This is a genomic window from Intestinibacillus massiliensis, assembly GCF_900155735.1.
GTDB lineage: Bacteria > Bacillota > Clostridia > Oscillospirales > Butyricicoccaceae > Intestinibacillus > Intestinibacillus massiliensis.
This window is the reverse complement of the sequence record NZ_LT707027.1, coordinates 1-18,275: the sequence shown is the minus strand read 5'-3', so window position 1 is coordinate 18,275 and position 18,275 is coordinate 1. Positions and strand designations below refer to the sequence as shown.

Sequence of the window (18,275 nt, the reverse complement as noted above, 5' to 3'; positions counted from 1 at the left end):
GTTTAAACCAAGTGCCAATATGGGGGCGGTAAAGCCTTTTTCCTCCCTCCCCCGCCGTCCCGCGCCCAAAAAGGGGGACAAGCACACCCCCGCCGATGGGACAGCCCGCCAAAATGCACGTTTCCGCAAGTTTCGGCGGGAACGCTGCGAAATGCCCGCCATGATAGCCGACATTGTTAATCTGCCAAACGTTGCGGCGGCTGCGGACGGGAGAAATCAACTCGTCGGCGTATGCGCCCTTTTCGCGGGGGCGGTTGATTTTCTGCGGTTGGTTTTGCCCCGGAACAGTAACGTTATACTTATTTCCTTTGCTAACTCCGCTTTTCAGCCGCCCCGCCGTTGTGGGGGCTATCGGCTCGGCTACTGCTTGCCAATCGTAATAATACTTCTTTGACTTGGTAAGCAGAAACACATATTCATAGCAGCGGGTCGGCCTGTCCCGCGTGCTTTCCGGCATGGGGTTTGTTTTGTGCCAAATGATAGAACTGCGCAAATACCAACCGTCGCCCCGCAAGGCGAGGGCTACAAGCCACGGAATACCAATTAAATCTTTGGGCTTGCAGCCGGGGGCGCGGTGGTTAAACGCCACTTGCTGCCCGTTCCTGCCTTTGGGGTATTTGGGGTCTTGGTGGTCGGCTTTGCTGCCTGTGCCGCAATAAGTGTCCGCGATATTCAGCCAACAAGTACCCTCCGGCGTAAGCACCCGCTTTACCTCATGGAATACCGCCGTAATACGGGAAACATATTCCTCCGGCGTTGCTTCCCGTCCGATCTGCCCGTCTGCGCCGTAGTCCCGCAAGGCATAGTAGGGTGGGGACGTTACGCAACAATCAACTGCATTTTCCGGCAAGGTTTGAAGCACCTGCAAGCTGTCGCCGCAATAGATTTTGTCCATTTCTATCCTCATGCCGACACCTCGCCGGGTTTGGTCGTCATTACACGATAGAGTTCCGTATCTTGCGGGAAACGGTCAATAAAGGGCAAAATCACGTTGCCATAGAAGATAAGCCCCTCGCCCGCGTCGGAATGGGTTACATAGGTCATTTGCTGCTGCGAAATGTTAAGCTGCTTTGCAAGGATTTCCCTGTCGCCCTGGGCTTGGTTGAGCATATACACAAAATCGCTGTTTTCAAAAATGTTCTCCACCTCGCGGGACGATAACAAATCTTTCACGTTTTGGGTGATACCTGTCGGAATACCGCCCCATTTTCTAAAACGCTTCCAAATCTCAACGCTGTACGCTGCGGTCTGTTCCTCTTTGAGCAGCAAATGAAACTCGTCGATATAGTACCGCGTCGCCTTGCCTTCGCTGCGGTTTATGGTAACTCTGTTCCAAACTTGATCTTGGACAATGAGCATACCGAGTTTTCGTAGCTGGGTGCCGAGTTCTTTAATATCAAAGCAGACAAGGCGGTTGTGAATGTCAACGTTTGTTTGGTGGTTAAACACGTTCAAACTGCCATTTACATAGAGTTCCAATGCCGACGCGATACGCTGCGCTTCCTTTTCCGGCTGCTTCTTGATTTCATTGTAGAGGTCGCCCAAAATCGGCATATTCTCCGGCTTCGGGTCTGCAAGGTAGCTGCGGTACACGCTGATAACGGCGCGGTCAATCAAAGTCTTTTCAACCGCTTCCAGCCCGTTTTTGCCGCCCATAATCAACTCGCAAAAGGAAAGGATAAAATCGCTCTTTAAGGCTATGGGCGTGTCGCCCTCGCTGTAATTGAGGTTTATATCCATCGGGTTAATGTACTGCGTGCTGTTCTGCGAAACCTTGATAACCTGCCCTTTCAGCCGTTCCACAAGGGGGTAATATTCCGCTTCCGGGTCGCAAATGATAATATCGTCTGCGGTAATGAGAAAAGCGTTGGTGATCTCGCGCTTTGCCGAAAAACTCTTGCCGCTGCCGGGTGTGCCGAGTATCAAGCCGTTAGGGTTCTTCAGCCTTTTCCTGTCGCACAAAATCATGTTATTCGATAATGCGTTTAAGCCGTAATACAACGCTTCGCCGCTTTGGAACAGCTCTTGTACCGTAAAGGGGACGAAAATGGCGGTGCTGGAAGTCGTCAAGCCCCGCTGGATTTGGATTAGGTTTTCGCCCAATGGGATAGAGGACATAAGCCCCTGTTCCTGCCGGTAGTCAAGGCGGGTGAGCATACAGTTGTATTTCTGTGCGATACTTGCGGCCTGAAATACGTCGTTGTCCAATTTCTGCTTTGTGTCTGCCACATTCAAAACTAACAGCGTAAGCAAAAACATTCGCTCGTTCCGGCTCTGCAAATCCCGCAAAAGGTTTTTCGCTTCGCCGCCGTAGGTGGCAAGGTCGGACGGAATTATATCCATATCGTAGCCGCTGCGGATTGCCTTTTTCTGTTCCTCGATTTTCATACGGTCAAGGTCGGTGATTTTCCGCTTGATCGTCTTGATCGCTTCGTTGTGGTCGATACTCTGAATGTGCAGATTGACGACAATCCCGTTTTCCGCTTCCATGAAGTCGGCAAGCATACGGTCTGAAAGTTCCGGCGCGGCAATCTGCAAAAAGGAAACCGCGCCAAACTTCCCGCCCATTTGAAACATTCGCCCGTCGCCAAAACGGAAAGAGGACGGGGCAATAAAGTCTTTGACGGAAAGGCCGCTTACGGGTAGCCATTCCCACGCAAAGTTGAAGCGTTCCCCGTCCGGGTGGAAAAGCCCATGCAGCACTTCAAGCCGCTGCTTCCCGTCCAATACCCGCGCCGCCGCGCCGATCACCTTAAAATGGTTGAGGGTGTCCGTTTCGATACGGGCAAGCCGCGCCCGCGCCGATTTAATATCTTTTGCTTCAATGGTAAAGGTGAGAAACTTTGTCTTGATAAGCCCGTTGTTGCCGCGTTCAAGCTGTGTTTGCAGCATTTCGGTGTATTCGGCTCTGATACTGTCAAAGTCGTCATTCTGTGGGGCAATCGTGATACTGCTCTTGAAATCCTCCTTGTTCGCATGGCGGCTGATTAAGGAAAGCTGCACACTGATAGAAGCGTCAAAAGAGTTATACATATCGCAAAGGGCTTCAAAAATGGCGGTCTTGTCGTCCGGCTGCGCAAGCTGATAGTTAATATCTTCAAACTCAATGCACTTGGAATACCGCCCGTTTGCAAGGCGGCAAATCCCGTCCTTATACATTCGTTCAAACGGTATGCTGTCCTGCGCCGTATGGGGCTTCCCGTCGCCCTTTGACTGCCGGATAAGCGCGTCGATCTGTTTCTTTTCCTGCCGCGTAAGTTTACGCTTTTTGTTTTGGGTCTTTCCCTTTTCCTTTGACAATCGCCCGTACCTCCTTATCTAATCGCTCCTGCCGCGCAAGGGCGGTATAAAAATTGTTGGTCTGATAAGGTCGCTCTTTGGGGCGAAGAAACTTCACTTCCACAAATTGCCGTATAATCACTTCCAGCGGTTGCCCGTTCTTCTCGTACATAGCGAGTAGGAACATGGGCAGCATGGCAAGCACCATGCACAAAGCCGCCGTTGTCGTTCCCGCGCTGTCCTTTGTCAAAAAGAATAGCGGTAGCCCGATAGCCACCGCCGCGCCGAAACAGAGTAATTGTCTTTTGGTAAGGTTGAACATTACCTTGCTCTTGATTTTGGTTAAATCCTTTGGGACGGTTACATACGCCATTTCAAACCTCCTTTCCGGCAAACCGTATGTCGCTTTTGATTTCATTTCCCCATACGTCCCAACCAGGGGTATGCTGCCTTGCAAACAGTTCAATACGCGGTAGGTCGCCCATAAGGGCAAGTATCTTTTCCCGCGTTATATCCGGCTTTTTGCTGTGCTGCTCAACAGGGGAAATAATAAATTGATGTACCTTGTTTGATTGTCGCTTCGGGTGTCCTTTGGTAGCAAGCAAGCAGATTTCCGCATTTCCTCGCGTCCAAAAGCCCAAGCCATAAAACCAAGTGGGCGATTTCCGATTTTGCTTTAACCATACAAAGGCAACGGATTTATAGGTAAATCCCCAAGCCTTGATTAACTGCAACGCTTCTTTAAGCTGCGGGAACGTCGCCCATAGGAATAAAATACAGTCCTTATCCGCAATTTCTTTGACGGGTAAAGCGCAAAGTTCCTCAATACTCATAGTGGGATAGTGCTTTTCCGCTGCGCCCTGTACCTTGCTTCTCGCGTATCTCCAAGGGGGATCGGCGTAAATGATTTTGTATTTCTTCATCTGCACCCCCTTAATGCGCGCTGAATACGGATTTTGCAAGGCTTCCCGTTTTGAAAAGCGTAAAACACAAGAGGACGGTATAGCCCATGCAAGACCAGATCGCGCCGGATATGTCATCGGTTGCTGCGATTGTCTGTATCAAAACCGCATAAATACCGACGCACACAAGAATTAGAAAAGCCTGAAAACCGAGGGCAAGCAAGGATTTTAAGTAGTTCTGTCCCATGCCGCCCCATTCACGATTTACCATTGTCGCAACGGGGATAGGGGCGATACTCGTTACAAGGTATATTTCAATCATGCGCCCGTACACCACCAGCATGATACAGATAGACAACGCTTTCATGGTAAGCCCCACAAAGAGTGATTGAAACCATAGCCCCAAAAGCCCGCCGACGCTCATAGCGTCCAGCTTTGCTTCTATATCGGTGATAACGGTTGCAATATCTATGCTTGTGTCGGATATGATAACGCCCGCGCTGTCGTTGACGACGCTCTGTGTAATGTCAAATACGCCCATGACGATGTTCCAAGTATTTGTTACCAGCAGCACCGCAACAAAGGTTTTGAAAATCCACTTGAAGAAAATCCAAGTGTCGAGATCGTGCAGATTGTTTTTCTCAATTACAAGCTGGATTAGTTCGTAGCACATGACAAAGGTAATGATAACGCCCGCAATCGGCACAATGACGTTTTCCGATAGGCTGCGTATCATATTGAATATGCCCGCGTTCCACCCGGCGGGGGTTGTGCCGACTTGCGTTGCGATTTCTCCAACCTCTGTATTTACGCTGTCGAACAGCCCGGAGAGATTAGAGAGTATTCCGTCTGTCAAAATGCCGCGAAACCAATCTTCAATCATCTGCCATATCAAAAGCTAATCCCTCCTTTCCCGCGCCCTCCCGCGTGAAGCGGGAGAGCGCGGCGGGTAGTGTTAGTTTGTGGCATTATCCAAACAGGCCGGAGAGCAGCGGGACAAGGGTAAGGCCGATAAGGGCAACGCCGCCGCCCGCCATCAACTGTTTCATGCCCTGCGACTTTGCTGATGTGTGATAAAGAAGTAGTAGAAGTGTAAAAAATTTTGCCGTTCCTATCCGGCGTTTGCGCATTGCGCCGGATAGGTCGGGCGGTCATTCGGGCAGGTCTACCTTGCCAACGAAAGAGTAATAAATATCAATGTCCTGTCTGCGTGTGCCGTTCTCGTCATAGCTGCACTCATGCACAACGATTTTCTCCACAAACTCACGCAAAAGGGTAGGGGTAAGTTCTTCAAAGCTGGTGTACTTGCGGACAACATTCATAAACTTTTCTGCGTTTACCGTGGCTTCCTGCGCTTTGGAAAGCTCTGCCCGGATAGCGGCGGCTCTCTCTTTCAGTTCTTTCTGCTCGGCTTCATAGTCTGCCGACAGCTCCGTGAAACGCTCGTCTGAAATGCGCCCGGTCACGCTGTCCTCATACAGCCGCTTGAAGATAGCGGATAACTCGCTGATACGCTTCTCGGCGGCTTCCAGCTCCTTTTTCCTTGCGGCGTTCCTGCGCTTGCCCCCGTCCTCGTTCTGCTCGATCAGCAGCTTCATAAACCGGGCTTCGTGCTTCGCTGCATAGCTGGTGACTTTCCGCAGATTGTCGGTCACTCCGGCGGTCAACAGGTCGGTGCGGATAAAGTGCGCCGTACAGTCACGGGTACGCTTCTTGTAGCTCCCGCAGATATAACAATCCTGCTTGCGGGTGGCGTTCTGGTAACGCTGCTGGTAAAGGACGCTGCCGCAGTCGGCACAAAAGAGTATGCCGGAGAATAAGCCCACTTCATCATAGCGGTTCGGGCGTTTGCGCTGCTTGCGTAACTCCTGCACACGCTCCCACATCTGGGTGTCAATGATAGGCTCATGGTGGTTCTCGAAAATCGCCTGTTTCTCAATGGGGTTCTCTACGCTGTGCTTGGTCTTGTAGGACGGCTTCTCCGTCTTGAAGTTTACCAGACAGCCCGTGTACTCCCTGTTTTCAAGGATATGTACCACGGTATTGGTCGCCCACTTGCACTCATAGCCGGGGTGGTAGCGGCGGGTGCTTCCCGTCCGACGGTATTCCAGCGTTCCCGGCGTGGGGATCTCCTGCTCTGTGAGCATACGGGCTATCTTGGTCGGCCCGTTCCCGGCAAGGCACAAGCTGTAAATCTGCCGCACAACAGGGGCGGCTTCCCCGTCAATGATAAAATTTTCGTCCTCGTCCATAAAGTAGCCGTATACGGGTTTGCTCGTGACGGGCTTCCCGCTCATACCCTTAGACCGTTTTACTGCTTTGATTTTCTTGCTCGTATCTCTCACCAGCCATTCGTTAAAAATGTTCCGCAGAGGGGCAAAATCATTGTCGCCCTGTGCGCTGTCCACTCCGTCATTGATAGCGATAAAGCGGACGCCTTTCTGTGGGAAAATCATTTCCGTATACATTCCCACTTGCAGATAGTTTCGCCCTAACCGTGACATATCCTTGACGATAACGGTGCCGACTTTTCCGGCTTCAATGTCCGCAAGCATGGCTTGAAAACCGGGTCTTTGGAAGTTCGCCCCAGAATAACCGTCATCTGTGTACCATTGCAGATTGGAAAAGCCGTTCTGCTTCGCATAGGTTTCAAGAATACGCTTCTGGTTTGAAATAGAATTGCTCTCACCTTGCAGCTCGTCCTCGTGGGATAATCTCGGATAAAGGGCGGTAATAAGGTTTCGGGTGGTCTGTCTTAACATAGTGTCCTCCATTTCCGACAGCCAGCCCCACTATTCCGTATGACTATCATACCACACGCCGGGGCTGGCTGTACAGTCCTTTCTGCTTCTTTACGTCCCGTCAAATTGCCGATTTTTGTGTAGCAGCTTCCGCTTCCAGCACTTTCAGCATTTTATCGGCGGCGGTGGCGGTGGTGTCCTGCTTGAAATAGCCGGAAACGACAAGGACAGAATTACCTATGCGGATTTCCGTCACGCAATCCGGGCGGCGGGTGCTGCGGTCATTCTTTGGGGTGTTGGTCATAGGCGGCTCTCCTTTCTGTTCATCAGCTTTTTCAGTTGTCCCATTTTCTCCTGCGCCGTGGCTTTTCGGAAGTTGCTCCCGGTAAAGCGGACAGGAGAACACATTTCAATCAGACGGTCATAAATGCGGGCGTGGGCGGTGTCCTCCGGGTGCTGCAAGTCCTCCAGCGTGAGATTAGTCGTGACGATCAGCGGCCTGCCGCTGCGGTAACGGCTGTCAATCACGTTGTAGACCTGCTCTAAGCCGTATTCCGTTCCCCGTTCCATTCCAAAATCGTCAAGGATAAGCAGCGGGAAGCTGCAAAGTCGGGAGATATATTCATTCCTGCCCTCAAAGCTGGCGGCAAGGTCACCCAATATCAATGCAAAGTTTGTCATGCACACGGGGATTTCACGCTCCATAAGGGCATTTGCGATACAGCCCGCAAAATAGCTCTTGCCTGTGCCAACGCCGCCCCATAGCAGATAGCCAATGTTGCGCTCTTTCATGGTTTCCCAGTTCTCCACATAGAAATGGGCGTGTTCCATTTGCGGGCACTTGCCGTTGTCGTTCTCAAACGTCCAGCCCTGCATAGCCGGGTCTGTAAAGCCCCGCCGCTTCAACCGCTCGACAGTTTCAAGGTGACTGCGCTGTTTCTCTGCGGCTTCCCGTTCCTCACGCTCTGCCCGCTGGCAGTCACATTCTGCCGGGTGGCGGTCACGCCCCAGCCATGCGGCGGTTTCTTTGGGGAAATAGCCCTCTTTGGGCTTGTGGCACTTCCCGCAGTATAAAAGCCCGTCCTCGCCGGTGTAGTCCTCCGGCTCCGGCGTGGTGTCGGTCATATTCAAAATCATTTCATCAAATCCATTCGTCATAAGCTCTCGCCCTCCTTACAGGTATAATCGGGTATGCCCTTTTTCGGGGCTTTCTTGGCTGCGTCCTCCTGCGCCCACTTGAAAATCGTGGCTGCATGGCTCTTGTATTTCCTCCCGCTGGAAGCGATATGGCAGGATAGGCGGTCAATGTAATACTCCCACTTGCCGGGAAGCTCTGTTTTCAGCCCGTCAAGCTCCGTATCGGAAAGAATGACATTGTGGTATCTGCCATAGGCGGCGGGGGCGGGGTGTCCCGTTTCTAACTCTCTCTCTTTTTCTATTTCTATATCTATCTCTTTCTCTATCTCTATCTCTGGTGGACAAATGTCCGCTCGATATGGTGGACATTTGTCCGCCCCTGTCTGCGGCAGGGCTTTTTGTTCCTGCAAAGCCAGCCGCGCCCTGCGCTTGCGCTCCCCCTCGGTAGAGGACTGGCCGATTAAAAGCTCAATGTTGCTCATGTAGAGTGCGCCGCTTGGCAAAGGCTCCACAAGCCCCAGCTTCATAAAGATTTTCAAAGCTCTCTCTACGGTACCTACCTGCTGGCGGGTAATGGTCGCAATCATCTGGGCGGTGTAGGGGATATTCTCGTCAAGCTGCAATTTCCCGCCGTTTTTCAGCGATTTCAAGTACAGCTTCAAGAGAATGTTGGAATAGATAACGCCGTCCTGCATACTTTCCAGCAGAACGATTGCATCATCGTCAAAATAGCTCTCTTTCAGCTTGAGGTAGTAATATTTGCGGTTATCTGCCATAGGCTGCGTCCTCCTTTTTCCAGCGTTTGGAATAATAGCGAGGGCATAGTATGATAACCGCCCGGAAGCTCTGTTTGCAGTCACGGGTGCAGCCCCGGCATAGGTCGTTGTAAGTGATACGGTTGCGGTGGTTGAGGAAGAAAGACCATTCCAGCCGCCGCTTCTTGCTCATTCTCGGCAATGGTAAGCTCCTTTCTGCCGTTCCTATCGGTGTAGCGGGATAGGGGGCATTTTCTGTATGTTCTCGGTATCATTTTCGGGCTTTTTCTGCCCTGTAAGCCCCGTTTGGAAGTCGGGGAGTATTGCGGTAAGGGTTCATATCATACCTGTATTTTTGTAGGGTTTCGGTATCATTTCGGGGCGGTCTTTAACGCTCCTGTTCACGCTTTTTCTGCTGGCTCGGTGCGCCCCTTAAAATCTGGTCGATATTGCGTCTGACTGTCTGAAGCTCCTGCGCCCGCTGGCGTTTCTCCCGGTAGTCGTTATATCCGGCGTTCTTCTGGACGGTAAGCTGCTCAATCTCCCTTTGCAGGGCTTTGCTGGCTGGCAGCTTGGTTATTCCATGCTCCCGGAAATAACGGGCGGCTGTGTCCGCTATGATAAAATCGCTTTCGTGCTGTTCCCGGTAGGCTCTCCGGGCTTTCTCCGATTTCTGCGCTTTCAGACCGTCACGGGCGGGCTTCGTGCCGATATAGCCCAAAAGGTTGCGCTGCAATTCCTTTTTCTCCCGGATAGCGGCTTCCAGCCCTTTCAGTCCGGCAAGGCTCTCCTGCGTGGCGGTGTTGGCTGCGGAAATGGCAGCGTCCAGCTCGTCCGGGGAAGAAAAGCCATACTGCTGGTAGAGCATGAGGGTAGCCGACATCTGTTTGAGGTTGTGCATGGTCGCCCACTTCTCATAGCCCCGTCCTTTCCCCTCGGCTCGCTTGGCGGCTATGTCTACCATGCGCTGTACAGCGTCATTGTTCGGGGCGTTTTTCGCTTCTTTTTTCGTCCGTAAGCGGTCTTTGATACTGCCGGGGTATTCCGCTATGGCTGCGGGTTTTTCGGCGGCTCTGGCGGCGTTCTGCTCCAAAACGGAGAGGACAGCAGCCCGGTCAAAATCGTCCCCCAGCTTCCGGGCGGTAATTGGCTTCGTCCTGTCCGGCGTGAGGTAACTTAGCCGCCCCCGGCTCTCCTTGACGGTCACACCATGCCGGAGAAGCAGGGCGGCAAACTCATCAAAGCCGGAAGCAGCGGCAAGGGCTTCCCGGATAGTCCGGCGCAGCTTCGCCTTATCCGTTTCAAACTTGGTCTGCCGGGGCGCGATACCGTCCGCAGCAATAGGGGCGTTGGCTCTGTCAAGGGCAGCCTGTCCTTTCTTCTGCGCCCAATACTCACGCTCGGTAATGCGTTCTTTGCTGCCGTTCAAAAGGTCTATCTGGTAAAGCCCCTCGCTGTGGCACATCTCCATGACTTCGGCTTTCAGATAGTTCATAGCTGCGTCCGTACAGCGGTGCTTGCAGCCTGCTTTCCTGTCCGCTGGCCTGTCCATGTGGGGCAGCATGGGAACCTCCGCAATCCGCAGACTGTTAATGACGATATGCACATGGATATTTTCGGTGTGGCTGTGTCCGTCCGGGTGGGTGCAGACAAGGGCCTGGTGTCCGGGGAAATGCTCGGCGCAGAACTTCTCGCCCAGCTCCTGCGCCCGATCAACGGTCAAGCCGTTGTCCGGGCCGTCCCGTGGGTCAAAGCTGATGATGTAGTGGTGGCTCTTTACGTCCTCCCGTTTCTGGTTCTTGCCGTAGCGGAGATTGGAGCGCATACAGGCAACGGCAAAATCCTCCCCGCCACAATTCAGAGAGGATATGCGGTAGTCTACCCTCGGTATGAGCCGCCCGTCTGCGTCAAGGGTGGGCTTCATGGTAAACTCGTCATGCTCGAATGTGAGGTATTTTTCAGCGTCCCCGTAGTTGGCATTTTTAGAGCTGATATGTTTGAGTATCGCCAACGGCTTCACCTACTTTCTGCAAGACTTCAAACTTCAAGGCGGCAAGGTCGGCGGCGGCTCCCCGCACTTCCTTTTCCAGCCCCCGGTAGGGGCTTCCGTATTCGTTCAGGCTCCGGGCAATCTGGTTTAAGTTGCCGCCGATTTTCCCGTACTCTGCCGTGAGCTTGGAGAGGGCGGCAAGCAGCCCGTCATTGACCGGGGAAACGGTGACAATGGGGCGTATGGTCGCTTTCCGTATGGCTTGCCGGATAAACTCGGACTGGCTGATTTCATAAGCCGCCAGCCGCCCGGTGAAGTCGGCGTATTCTTCATCGGTCATGCGGGTCTTTACCACATGACGGCGGTGGGGCGTATTGTATTTCTTTCGCATGGTCTGTGACCTCCTTTCTCGCCCGACAGGGCGCATAGCAGGGTTTGGGGAAGGCACTCCCCAACAAGATTCCCGCAGGGGCAAAAATAAGCGGAGAGCGAATTTTGGCACCTCGGTAGAATCTTGCTCTGAAAAACTCCGGCGTTCCCCGGCTCCCGTCCTTTCCGCTAACAAAACGTTTCAAAAGGGCTTTGCTACCCGCTATTCCGGCTTATCTTGAAAATTTTCCTTTCACTACCTACAACACCACGCAAAGCAAAATGGACGGAGATTTTTAGAATTTCCCCTCTATTCCCTACAACACCACGCAAGCCGGAATAGGCGGACAATGGCAGTATTTTTTTCTTTGATACCCTCTACGGATAAGTAAGGGATTTTGCCAACTGCGGCGGCTATTTTCCCTTTTGTTTTTTCATACTGGGGATTTTCAAAAATGCCAAACAGGAACGAAAAAAAGCAGCAAATCTGTTGAATAGATTTACTGCTTTCTGGTTGCCGGCGAAGCGGCGGTTATTCAGTTGTAGGCGGTAGGGCTATCTCCCAAAGCGGAACTTGAAAATAGCTGTGAGAAGCGTCTGGGTGATGTAGTCCTCTGTATCTTGGTCTACCCGTCCATTCACACGGGCGGCACATTGTATGCGGCGGCGGTAATACTGCAATACAGTTCCCACCGCTTCCGGCTCCCCGCTGGCGGCTTGGACGATTGTTTCATAGGGGAGAAGCCTATTATTTCTCATATGCCATTCCCTCCATTTCCGCTTGGAGCTGCCGTAGGGCTTTTCGGATATGGTAGCCCGCTGTGCTGCGGCTGCGCCCGTACTGTCTGCCAATTTCGTGCTGTGGAATACGCTTGAAAAAGGACAGGTAAATCATTTCCCGCTCCCGTTCGTCCAGCCGTGACAGGGCTTCCGCAAGTAAACCGCTGCTGAAAATGACCGTATCGCCGCAAAGGGTAAGTATGTATTCCTCGTCCGGCTCCGGGGCTTGGAAATATTCATCTGTCGTGCCTAAAGGGTAGTGCTTTTCGTCTGTGAGGTATTCAAGGGATATTTCTCTTTTGTGCTTCCTGCTCCGTGTCCTCGCTGCGTTGATCGTTGCATTTCGGATAACGACTTTGCAAAAGGCATGGAAAGTGTACTCGATATGTTCCCGATATTCTTCTGTACAGGTCATGGAAAATCCCCCTTTCCTCCCAAAAGGGCTGTGGCTGGTTAGTAGTTGCTTTTTATGATAGTAAGGGGCGGCAGCACTTTAGGCTGTCGCTCCTTGACTGCCTAACTGCAAAACCGGGCGGGGCTGTCAACGGCGGGCGAAGCCCGTTCATCTTGACCGTTGACTGGCTCGGCCGGGTTTGCTATTTATCCGGCAAACTTGAATTTATTTTAAGCTATCACGTTTTACCTTTTTAAGCCTTACTATCATTACCATAGGAATTTCTTTATTGTTTTTGAAACATTCTTCATAAAATCCATCAATGACAAATCCAGCTCTGAAACAAAGGTTAAAAATATCTTGTATGGAACGATGATAATAAATCTGCTCCTCCGGCTGCCCTTCGATCGCTATATCATAGTAACTGTGCGGTGTCATATATTTTTCAGTCAATGTGATAAAACAAGGGTGCTGCGTTGCAAAGACAAAAATCCCGTTTTCCTCCAATAGTTCATAAACAGCCATAAAAAGCGGTTCAATATCCGTAATATCCATAATTGCCATATTAGAAACTGCTTTCGTAAAGGCTCGATTTCTTTTTAATCCTAATAAGCTTTCTCTATTGGTCGCATCCGCTACGCAAAACTCAATTTGTTTTGCATATTGTGATCGCCGTCTTTTAGCCAATTCTATCATTTTTTTGCTGTAATCAAAAGCGACGACCGAAGCGCCTCTCTGTGCAAGATACGAAGAATAATTTCCATTGCCGCACGCAATATCCAAAATGTAATCCGAAGGATCAGGAGAGAGAAGTTCCGTTACTTTGGGACGTACTACCTCTCTGTGAAATTCATTGGATTCGTCACCCATTGCATCATCCCAAAATTGTGCGTTTTTCTCCCAGATCTTTTTGCTTTCCTCTGTTCCCATGTTCTCTCCCACTCCCAAAATTTGCCTTTTTGCTTCCATTAAATCTTCCTTACTATATTCCATTGTTACCCTCCATAACTTCTGATTGTTGCCGTCTTGACTATTATGTATCTTTTCTTTCCAAAATGGTATAGGCTTTTATTTTTATAATGCTGCAAAACTTTTCTTCTGTAAGGTATTCAAAGGATATTTCCCTTTGCCGCCGCTATTGGAAAGCCAAAAGCAGCGGCTTTTTTACGCGATATGACCGAAAAGACTAGAAAGCAGGATATGTCATCATTTGTCATTTCTTCTCAATGTAATAACTGCATGGCATATCAAGCCAAATACAAGAGAAAAACAGCCACCGCCAAATAGTGATGCTCCCCACCCTGCACCCGACATTGTCATAAAACCGCCAACAAAGAAAATACCAATGCCAAGAAATATCCCGACACCATAAAAAAGTCCAATTGCCATATCATACTTATTAAATTGTCGTTTCTCTTTTTTTCACATGTTTCCATTTTTGTTATTACCTCCTTCGCAAAATCGTCCATGTGGACTCCAAAAAGAAAACAAATTTTTTTCAACGTATTTAAATCGGGTTCATTAACATCTCTCTCCCAATTCGATAGCGCCTGCCGGGTAACATTCAATTTCCCAGCCAGTTCTTCCTGTGTCATTCCCGATTGTGTTCGCAGATGACGTATTTGCTTTCCTGTTGTAATATCCGTCTGTTTCTGGTTCAAAATGGTTCCTCCTCTCTGATGCTGATTTTATCAATGATATTTCGCAATAGCCAGCAATGAACGTTTGCATTGCGCAAGATGTTACATTATCTTCTGAAACATATGCCGGATCTTGTCTAAACGGCTGTTCGGGCGGCGTGGCTGAAACACAGGCTCGCCGGAAGTTTCCTGATACCCTTTTAATTCTGTAATGCAGACACTTCTTCCATTTGTATAAAAATTCAAATCATTTCTATATTCACCAATACAACGGGCAGGGATTTCCCCCTTAAAAATAACTTCATCTTTTTCAAGTCTGGTTGATTCAATGATTGCGCAATACTTTGGTGCGTCATTATAAGCCCGTGAAAGATATTCCTGCGGTGCAAAAAGGGTAAAGGAAAGGTATGGTTCCAACAGTTGTGTTCCTGCTTTTTTCAATGCCTGCTCCAACACGACAGGCGCAAGAAAACGAAAATCAGCGGGGGTGCTGACCGGGCTGTAATAAACTCCATAATCAAAACAAATTTGGCAGTCTGTCACTCCCCAGCCATATAAGCCCTGCTCCATTCCATAACGCACACCCTCCATGACGGCATTTTGAAAACTTTGGTTTAAATAGCCGAGAGATACCTCGCTTTTATATTGTGTTCCGCTTCCAACAGGAAGCGGTGTTACAGTCAAACCAATAGATGCCCAAAACGGATTCGGCGGCACTTCAATATGAATCGTGTAGCTCGCTTTTTTTTGCGGTCTTTCCAGATAAATAACCGAAGGCTCTTTCATAGCCACGCCCACATGATATTTTTCTTCTAATAGCGAACAAATAACTTCTAACTGTACTTTTCCCAAAAAAGATAATATAATCTCATGTGTAACAGTATCAATGTCAAAATGCAAAAGAGGGTCTGTATCAGCAATCTCTGTGAGGGCATTTAACAGGGCTTCCCTTTGCTCCGGCTTTTGCGGCTCTACCGTTGTCCGAAGTAATGGCATGGGATTATCAATCCGTGTTTTGTGAGGCAGGAGTTTTTCATTTCCCAGAATGTCGTTCAGTTTCAAAGTATCATCAGCTAAAATAACAATTTCTCCCGGACAGGCATGGTCAACCGGGACGATTTCACCATTTGACGGAATACACATTTCTGTAATCTTTATTTTTTCCTTTTTTGACAGCAGCAGGGTATCCCGTAAATGGAGCGTCCCATGATACAGGCGTAAATAAGAAAGCCGTTTTTTCCGCTCTGTATACTCAACCTTAAAAACATATCCACATAATTCAGACTGAATATCGTCTGTTTCTGTAATGAAAGTTTCTGTAATCGCTTCAATCAGTTTTTCTGTTCCTAAATTGTCTTTTGCACTCCCATGATAAACAGGAAACAAAGAGCAGCATCTGGTTCTTTTGCACTTTTCATATTGTAATTCCTGTATATCCAAAGAATCCTCTGCAACATATCGTTCTAATAGTTCATCGCTTCCGGAAATAATCATATCCCATTTGTCCAAATCAGAAATATCGGTCATGGTTATCTTTGGCGACAGGGAAACCTCCTGCATGACAATCATATCACTGGTAAGTTTATCTTTAATGCTTTGGTAAACACGCCGCAGGTCGATCCCATTTTGGTCTATCTTATTTATAAAGATAATTGTCGGAATGTCCATTTTCTGAAGCGCATGGAATAATATACGGGTTTGTGCCTGTACGCCGTCTTTTGCCGAAATGACTAAAACAGCTCCGTCAAGGACAGATAAAGAGCGGTATGCTTCGGTTAAAAAATCCATATGACCGGGAGTGTCCACGATATTGATTTTATAATCATTCCAGCAAAAAGAAGTAACCGCTGTCTGAATGGTAATTCCGCGCTGCCGTTCCAAAATCATAGTGTCTGTTCTTGTAGTTCCTTTATCCACGTTTCCTTGTTCCGCAATCGCTCCACTGGTGTACAGCAGGCTTTCCGTCAATGTTGTTTTTCCTGCGTCTACATGGGCGAGAATTCCAATATTGATTATTTTCATGTGATTGTCCTCCTTTTACAGCCCCAAAAGGGCATAAAAATCCCCAGCAGTAAAATACTTTTACCACTGGGGATTATAATTTGCGGACATACACATATACAGCATACACCTGTTTGTGATTGCTGTTTTTCGGATATGTCAAAATTGATAAGGCAAAAGTATTTTTAAATTGGGTACAAAAAACCAAGCCCCCACAAAAGGGACTATCATAATCCTTTGTTCCCACTATTTGATTATAGTTTTATTTAAGAATACCTTGCCGCATATTTTTTACTCCTTTTTTGGAATGATGCTATTATATCACATTAGTTTTAGGAAAGAAAGTACCTAAAAGAAATTTTTCTTCCCCTTATATGTAACAATCATACCGACTTTCTGGCGTTCAGAATGGTTTCTGCTGTCTGCTGTGGTGTTTGGTTGGAATTGTCCAGCCAAAAGCCGATCCGTGGTGTTGTCTGCATAAATGTATCGTATAAGGTTTCAACCGTAAAGCCGGAATAGCCTGTTTTCTCCCTGTATCGTTCCCTTCCTTTTATTGTTTCCACATCTGGACAAAGAACGACAACCTCAACAGGGTATTTATGCGGCACAAAAAATATGTACATGTAACTAATTCAACACATTTATAATTTGAATAGGGACATTATAGCATTTACTAAATACAAATTCAATGTATACGGAAATAAAGATATAAGGAGTGGGAAGGATTCCGCCGTAGTCGGCATTGTAGGAAAATCCAAAAGTTTAGATTTTCCCACAATGCTTATCTTTTGGTCTTTGGTTCGGAATAGTGTAGTGCTGGCGGTCTATCTCTTGTTTTCGGTTGCTTGCTTCCTTACCGTACATGAGCATTCGCGCCGGGGTTATCGTTGCCGTACCCCTCCATGAGGTTAATGCCGCCCCAAATGCCAAGTCCTGCGCCAAGCGCGATTACCAAAGTCTGCAATACGTCAACTGCGCTGTTGAAAAAATCCATATAAACCTCGCTTTCTGCCGCTAAAACGGCTCAAAAAATGTTGTTGGAAATAAAAATGCCGCCGTTTTTATTCGGCGGCTGCGTCCTCGTCGGACAAATCTATTTCGTATATGTCAAAGGGTTCGTCGGGCTTTACGATTGCCGGACGGGTGGACATATACCGTTCAACGTCAAAAGCGTTTTTCTTGTCGAAGTCGGAAAGGTATTTGTAGTTCGGGTGCTGCGTTATATCGTACTTATCGCTGAAAAAGGGGCGCACGCCGCGCAACTGCAAAATACATTTTCCTCCGTCCATAACTGCGATTTCGTCCTGTGTCATCAACTCCTTTCCCAATTTCTGATAATTGAGGCCATGAGAAACCTGCGTGCCGCGATTTTCGGAAGTGTTGAAACTGTCGATTGTTTCACGTCCCAAGTTCTCCGAAATATCCTTTGCATTTTTCCCGCGCCCTCCCAAAAACAAGGTGCTGTCGGCATTGTCAAGTATGATTTCTGCCGCGTCCTTGTAAATGGCTTTTAGCTGGCTCTGCGATTGCAGAATGATAGAAGCCGAGATTTCCCGGCTGCGGATTGTGGCAATCAATTTTTCAAACTGCGGGATTTGTCCAATGTTTGCAAACTCGTCTAACAGGCAGCGAACATGAACCGGCAGCTTGCCGCCGTATTCGTCGTCGGCCTTGTCGCACAAGAGATTAAATAACTGCGATTGCAGCATAGCGATAACAAAATTAAACGTGCTGTCCGTATCGCTCATAATCAAAAACAAAGCTGTTTTTCTGTCGCCTAACGTGTCAAGTTCTAATTCGTCGTAGGACATAAGATCGCGCAATTCCTTTATATCAAAAGGAGCGAGCCTCGCACCGCAAGAAATGAGGATTGATTTTGCGGTTTTGCCCGCCGCCAATTTATATTTTCGGTACTGCTTCACCGCGAAATGGTCGGGGTCGCGTTCTTCCAAGTCGGCAAACAGCAAATCGACGGGGCTTTGATATTCCTCGTCGTCCTCGCGGGCTTCGCTGGCGTTGATAAGTTCCAACAGGGTAATAAAGTTCATTTCCTCGGCGGGGGCTTCGTACCAGATGTAGCCCACCAACGCGCAATACAAAAGCCGTTCTGCCTTTACCCAAAAATCCTCCGCGCTTTTTTCTCCCTCGTAGAGTAGGAATGAGCCGCCTTGCGGCATTACTGCCGTAGGTTTGCCCAAACCCCTCCCAGAACCGGACGTACACCTCTCGATGTATCCGGCTCGCCATTATTGCTTCAAATCAGTGTCGTTCAAGGGTGGTGAAT

General features: G+C 49.0%; 17 protein-coding genes and 3 pseudogenes. All 20 read right to left on the bottom strand.

All coding sequences use genetic code 11. The features are described 5' to 3' along the window. On the bottom strand, window positions 1-907 hold a 907-nt coding region (locus CZ203_RS00115; protein WP_087064110.1), incomplete at its 3' end, for a DNA-methyltransferase. After that, on the bottom strand, window positions 904-3,300 hold the full coding sequence (locus CZ203_RS00110; RefSeq protein ID WP_002604478.1) for a VirB4-like conjugal transfer ATPase, CD1110 family: 2,397 nt from the start codon (window positions 3,298-3,300) through the stop codon (window positions 904-906). The genes CZ203_RS00110 and CZ203_RS00115, both read right to left, overlap by 4 nt. Continuing rightward, window positions 3,260-3,652 carry a PrgI family protein gene (locus CZ203_RS00105; protein WP_002604479.1) on the bottom strand — a complete coding sequence of 131 codons (393 nt, stop codon included), beginning with the start codon at window positions 3,650-3,652 and terminating at the stop codon, window positions 3,260-3,262. The genes CZ203_RS00110 and CZ203_RS00105 overlap by 41 nt, the downstream gene beginning before the upstream one ends. A gap of 1 nt (window position 3,653) precedes the next feature. Further along, the gene (locus CZ203_RS00100) at window positions 3,654-4,202 is read right to left on the bottom strand and encodes an MT-A70 family methyltransferase (protein WP_002604480.1); all 549 of its coding nucleotides are present in this window, start codon (window positions 4,200-4,202) and stop codon (window positions 3,654-3,656) included. Between the two features lie 10 nt (window positions 4,203-4,212). Further along, the gene (locus CZ203_RS00095; RefSeq protein ID WP_002604481.1) at window positions 4,213-5,076 is read right to left on the bottom strand and encodes a VirB6/TrbL-like conjugal transfer protein, CD1112 family; all 864 of its coding nucleotides are present in this window, start codon (window positions 5,074-5,076) and stop codon (window positions 4,213-4,215) included. A 73-nt stretch (window positions 5,077-5,149) separates the two neighbouring features. Next, window positions 5,150-5,245 (bottom strand): annotated as a pseudogene (locus CZ203_RS15400) (Maff2 family mobile element protein); the annotation flags it as partial. 87 nt (window positions 5,246-5,332) lie between these two features. After that, window positions 5,333-6,943, bottom strand: coding sequence for a recombinase family protein (locus CZ203_RS00085; RefSeq protein ID WP_002605633.1), 1,611 nt, complete (start codon window positions 6,941-6,943; stop codon window positions 5,333-5,335). 100 nt (window positions 6,944-7,043) lie between these two features. Then, a complete protein-coding gene (locus CZ203_RS00080) occupies window positions 7,044-7,226 on the bottom strand; it encodes a transposon-encoded TnpW family protein (RefSeq protein WP_002605634.1) in 183 nt (60 codons plus the stop codon). Next, complete coding sequence (locus CZ203_RS00075; protein ID WP_002605635.1) at window positions 7,223-8,080, bottom strand: ATP-binding protein; 858 nt, start codon at window positions 8,078-8,080, stop codon at window positions 7,223-7,225. The genes CZ203_RS00080 and CZ203_RS00075 overlap by 4 nt, the downstream gene beginning before the upstream one ends. Beyond that, the gene (locus CZ203_RS00070) at window positions 8,077-8,835 is read right to left on the bottom strand and encodes a phage replisome organizer N-terminal domain-containing protein (protein ID WP_002605636.1); all 759 of its coding nucleotides are present in this window, start codon (window positions 8,833-8,835) and stop codon (window positions 8,077-8,079) included. The genes CZ203_RS00075 and CZ203_RS00070 overlap by 4 nt, the downstream gene beginning before the upstream one ends. Continuing rightward, complete coding sequence (locus tag CZ203_RS00065; RefSeq protein WP_006058351.1) at window positions 8,825-9,016, bottom strand: hypothetical protein; 192 nt, start codon at window positions 9,014-9,016, stop codon at window positions 8,825-8,827. Before CZ203_RS00065 ends, CZ203_RS00070 begins: the two co-directional genes overlap by 11 nt. A gap of 186 nt (window positions 9,017-9,202) precedes the next feature. Further along, window positions 9,203-10,825: a relaxase/mobilization nuclease domain-containing protein gene (locus CZ203_RS00060; protein ID WP_002602093.1), complete on the bottom strand. Its 1,623-nt coding sequence runs from the start codon at window positions 10,823-10,825 to the stop codon at window positions 9,203-9,205. Beyond that, complete coding sequence (locus tag CZ203_RS00055) at window positions 10,797-11,195, bottom strand: plasmid mobilization protein (RefSeq protein ID WP_002602094.1); 399 nt, start codon at window positions 11,193-11,195, stop codon at window positions 10,797-10,799. Before CZ203_RS00055 ends, CZ203_RS00060 begins: the two co-directional genes overlap by 29 nt. Window positions 11,196-11,728: 533 nt before the next feature. Next, complete coding sequence (locus tag CZ203_RS00045; protein WP_002602095.1) at window positions 11,729-11,932, bottom strand: helix-turn-helix domain-containing protein; 204 nt, start codon at window positions 11,930-11,932, stop codon at window positions 11,729-11,731. Further along, window positions 11,922-12,368, bottom strand: a complete 447-nt coding sequence (locus CZ203_RS00040) for an RNA polymerase sigma factor (protein ID WP_002602096.1) — start codon at window positions 12,366-12,368, stop codon at window positions 11,922-11,924. The genes CZ203_RS00045 and CZ203_RS00040 overlap by 11 nt, the downstream gene beginning before the upstream one ends. A gap of 204 nt (window positions 12,369-12,572) precedes the next feature. Then, window positions 12,573-13,340, bottom strand: coding sequence for a class I SAM-dependent methyltransferase (locus CZ203_RS00035; RefSeq protein WP_002602097.1), 768 nt, complete (start codon window positions 13,338-13,340; stop codon window positions 12,573-12,575). A 323-nt stretch (window positions 13,341-13,663) separates the two neighbouring features. Next, entirely contained in the window at window positions 13,664-14,008 is a 345-nt protein-coding gene (locus CZ203_RS00030; protein ID WP_002602098.1) for a helix-turn-helix domain-containing protein, read from the bottom strand. An 81-nt stretch (window positions 14,009-14,089) separates the two neighbouring features. Then, complete coding sequence (gene tet(32), locus CZ203_RS00025) at window positions 14,090-16,009, bottom strand: tetracycline resistance ribosomal protection protein Tet(32) (RefSeq protein ID WP_002602099.1); 1,920 nt, start codon at window positions 16,007-16,009, stop codon at window positions 14,090-14,092. A gap of 847 nt (window positions 16,010-16,856) precedes the next feature. After that, window positions 16,857-16,985, bottom strand: a pseudogene (locus tag CZ203_RS00015) (Maff2 family mobile element protein); the annotation flags it as partial. A gap of 67 nt (window positions 16,986-17,052) precedes the next feature. Beyond that, window positions 17,053-18,138, bottom strand: a pseudogene (locus tag CZ203_RS00010) (VirD4-like conjugal transfer protein, CD1115 family); the annotation flags it as partial. Window positions 18,139-18,275 lie beyond the last annotated feature (137 nt).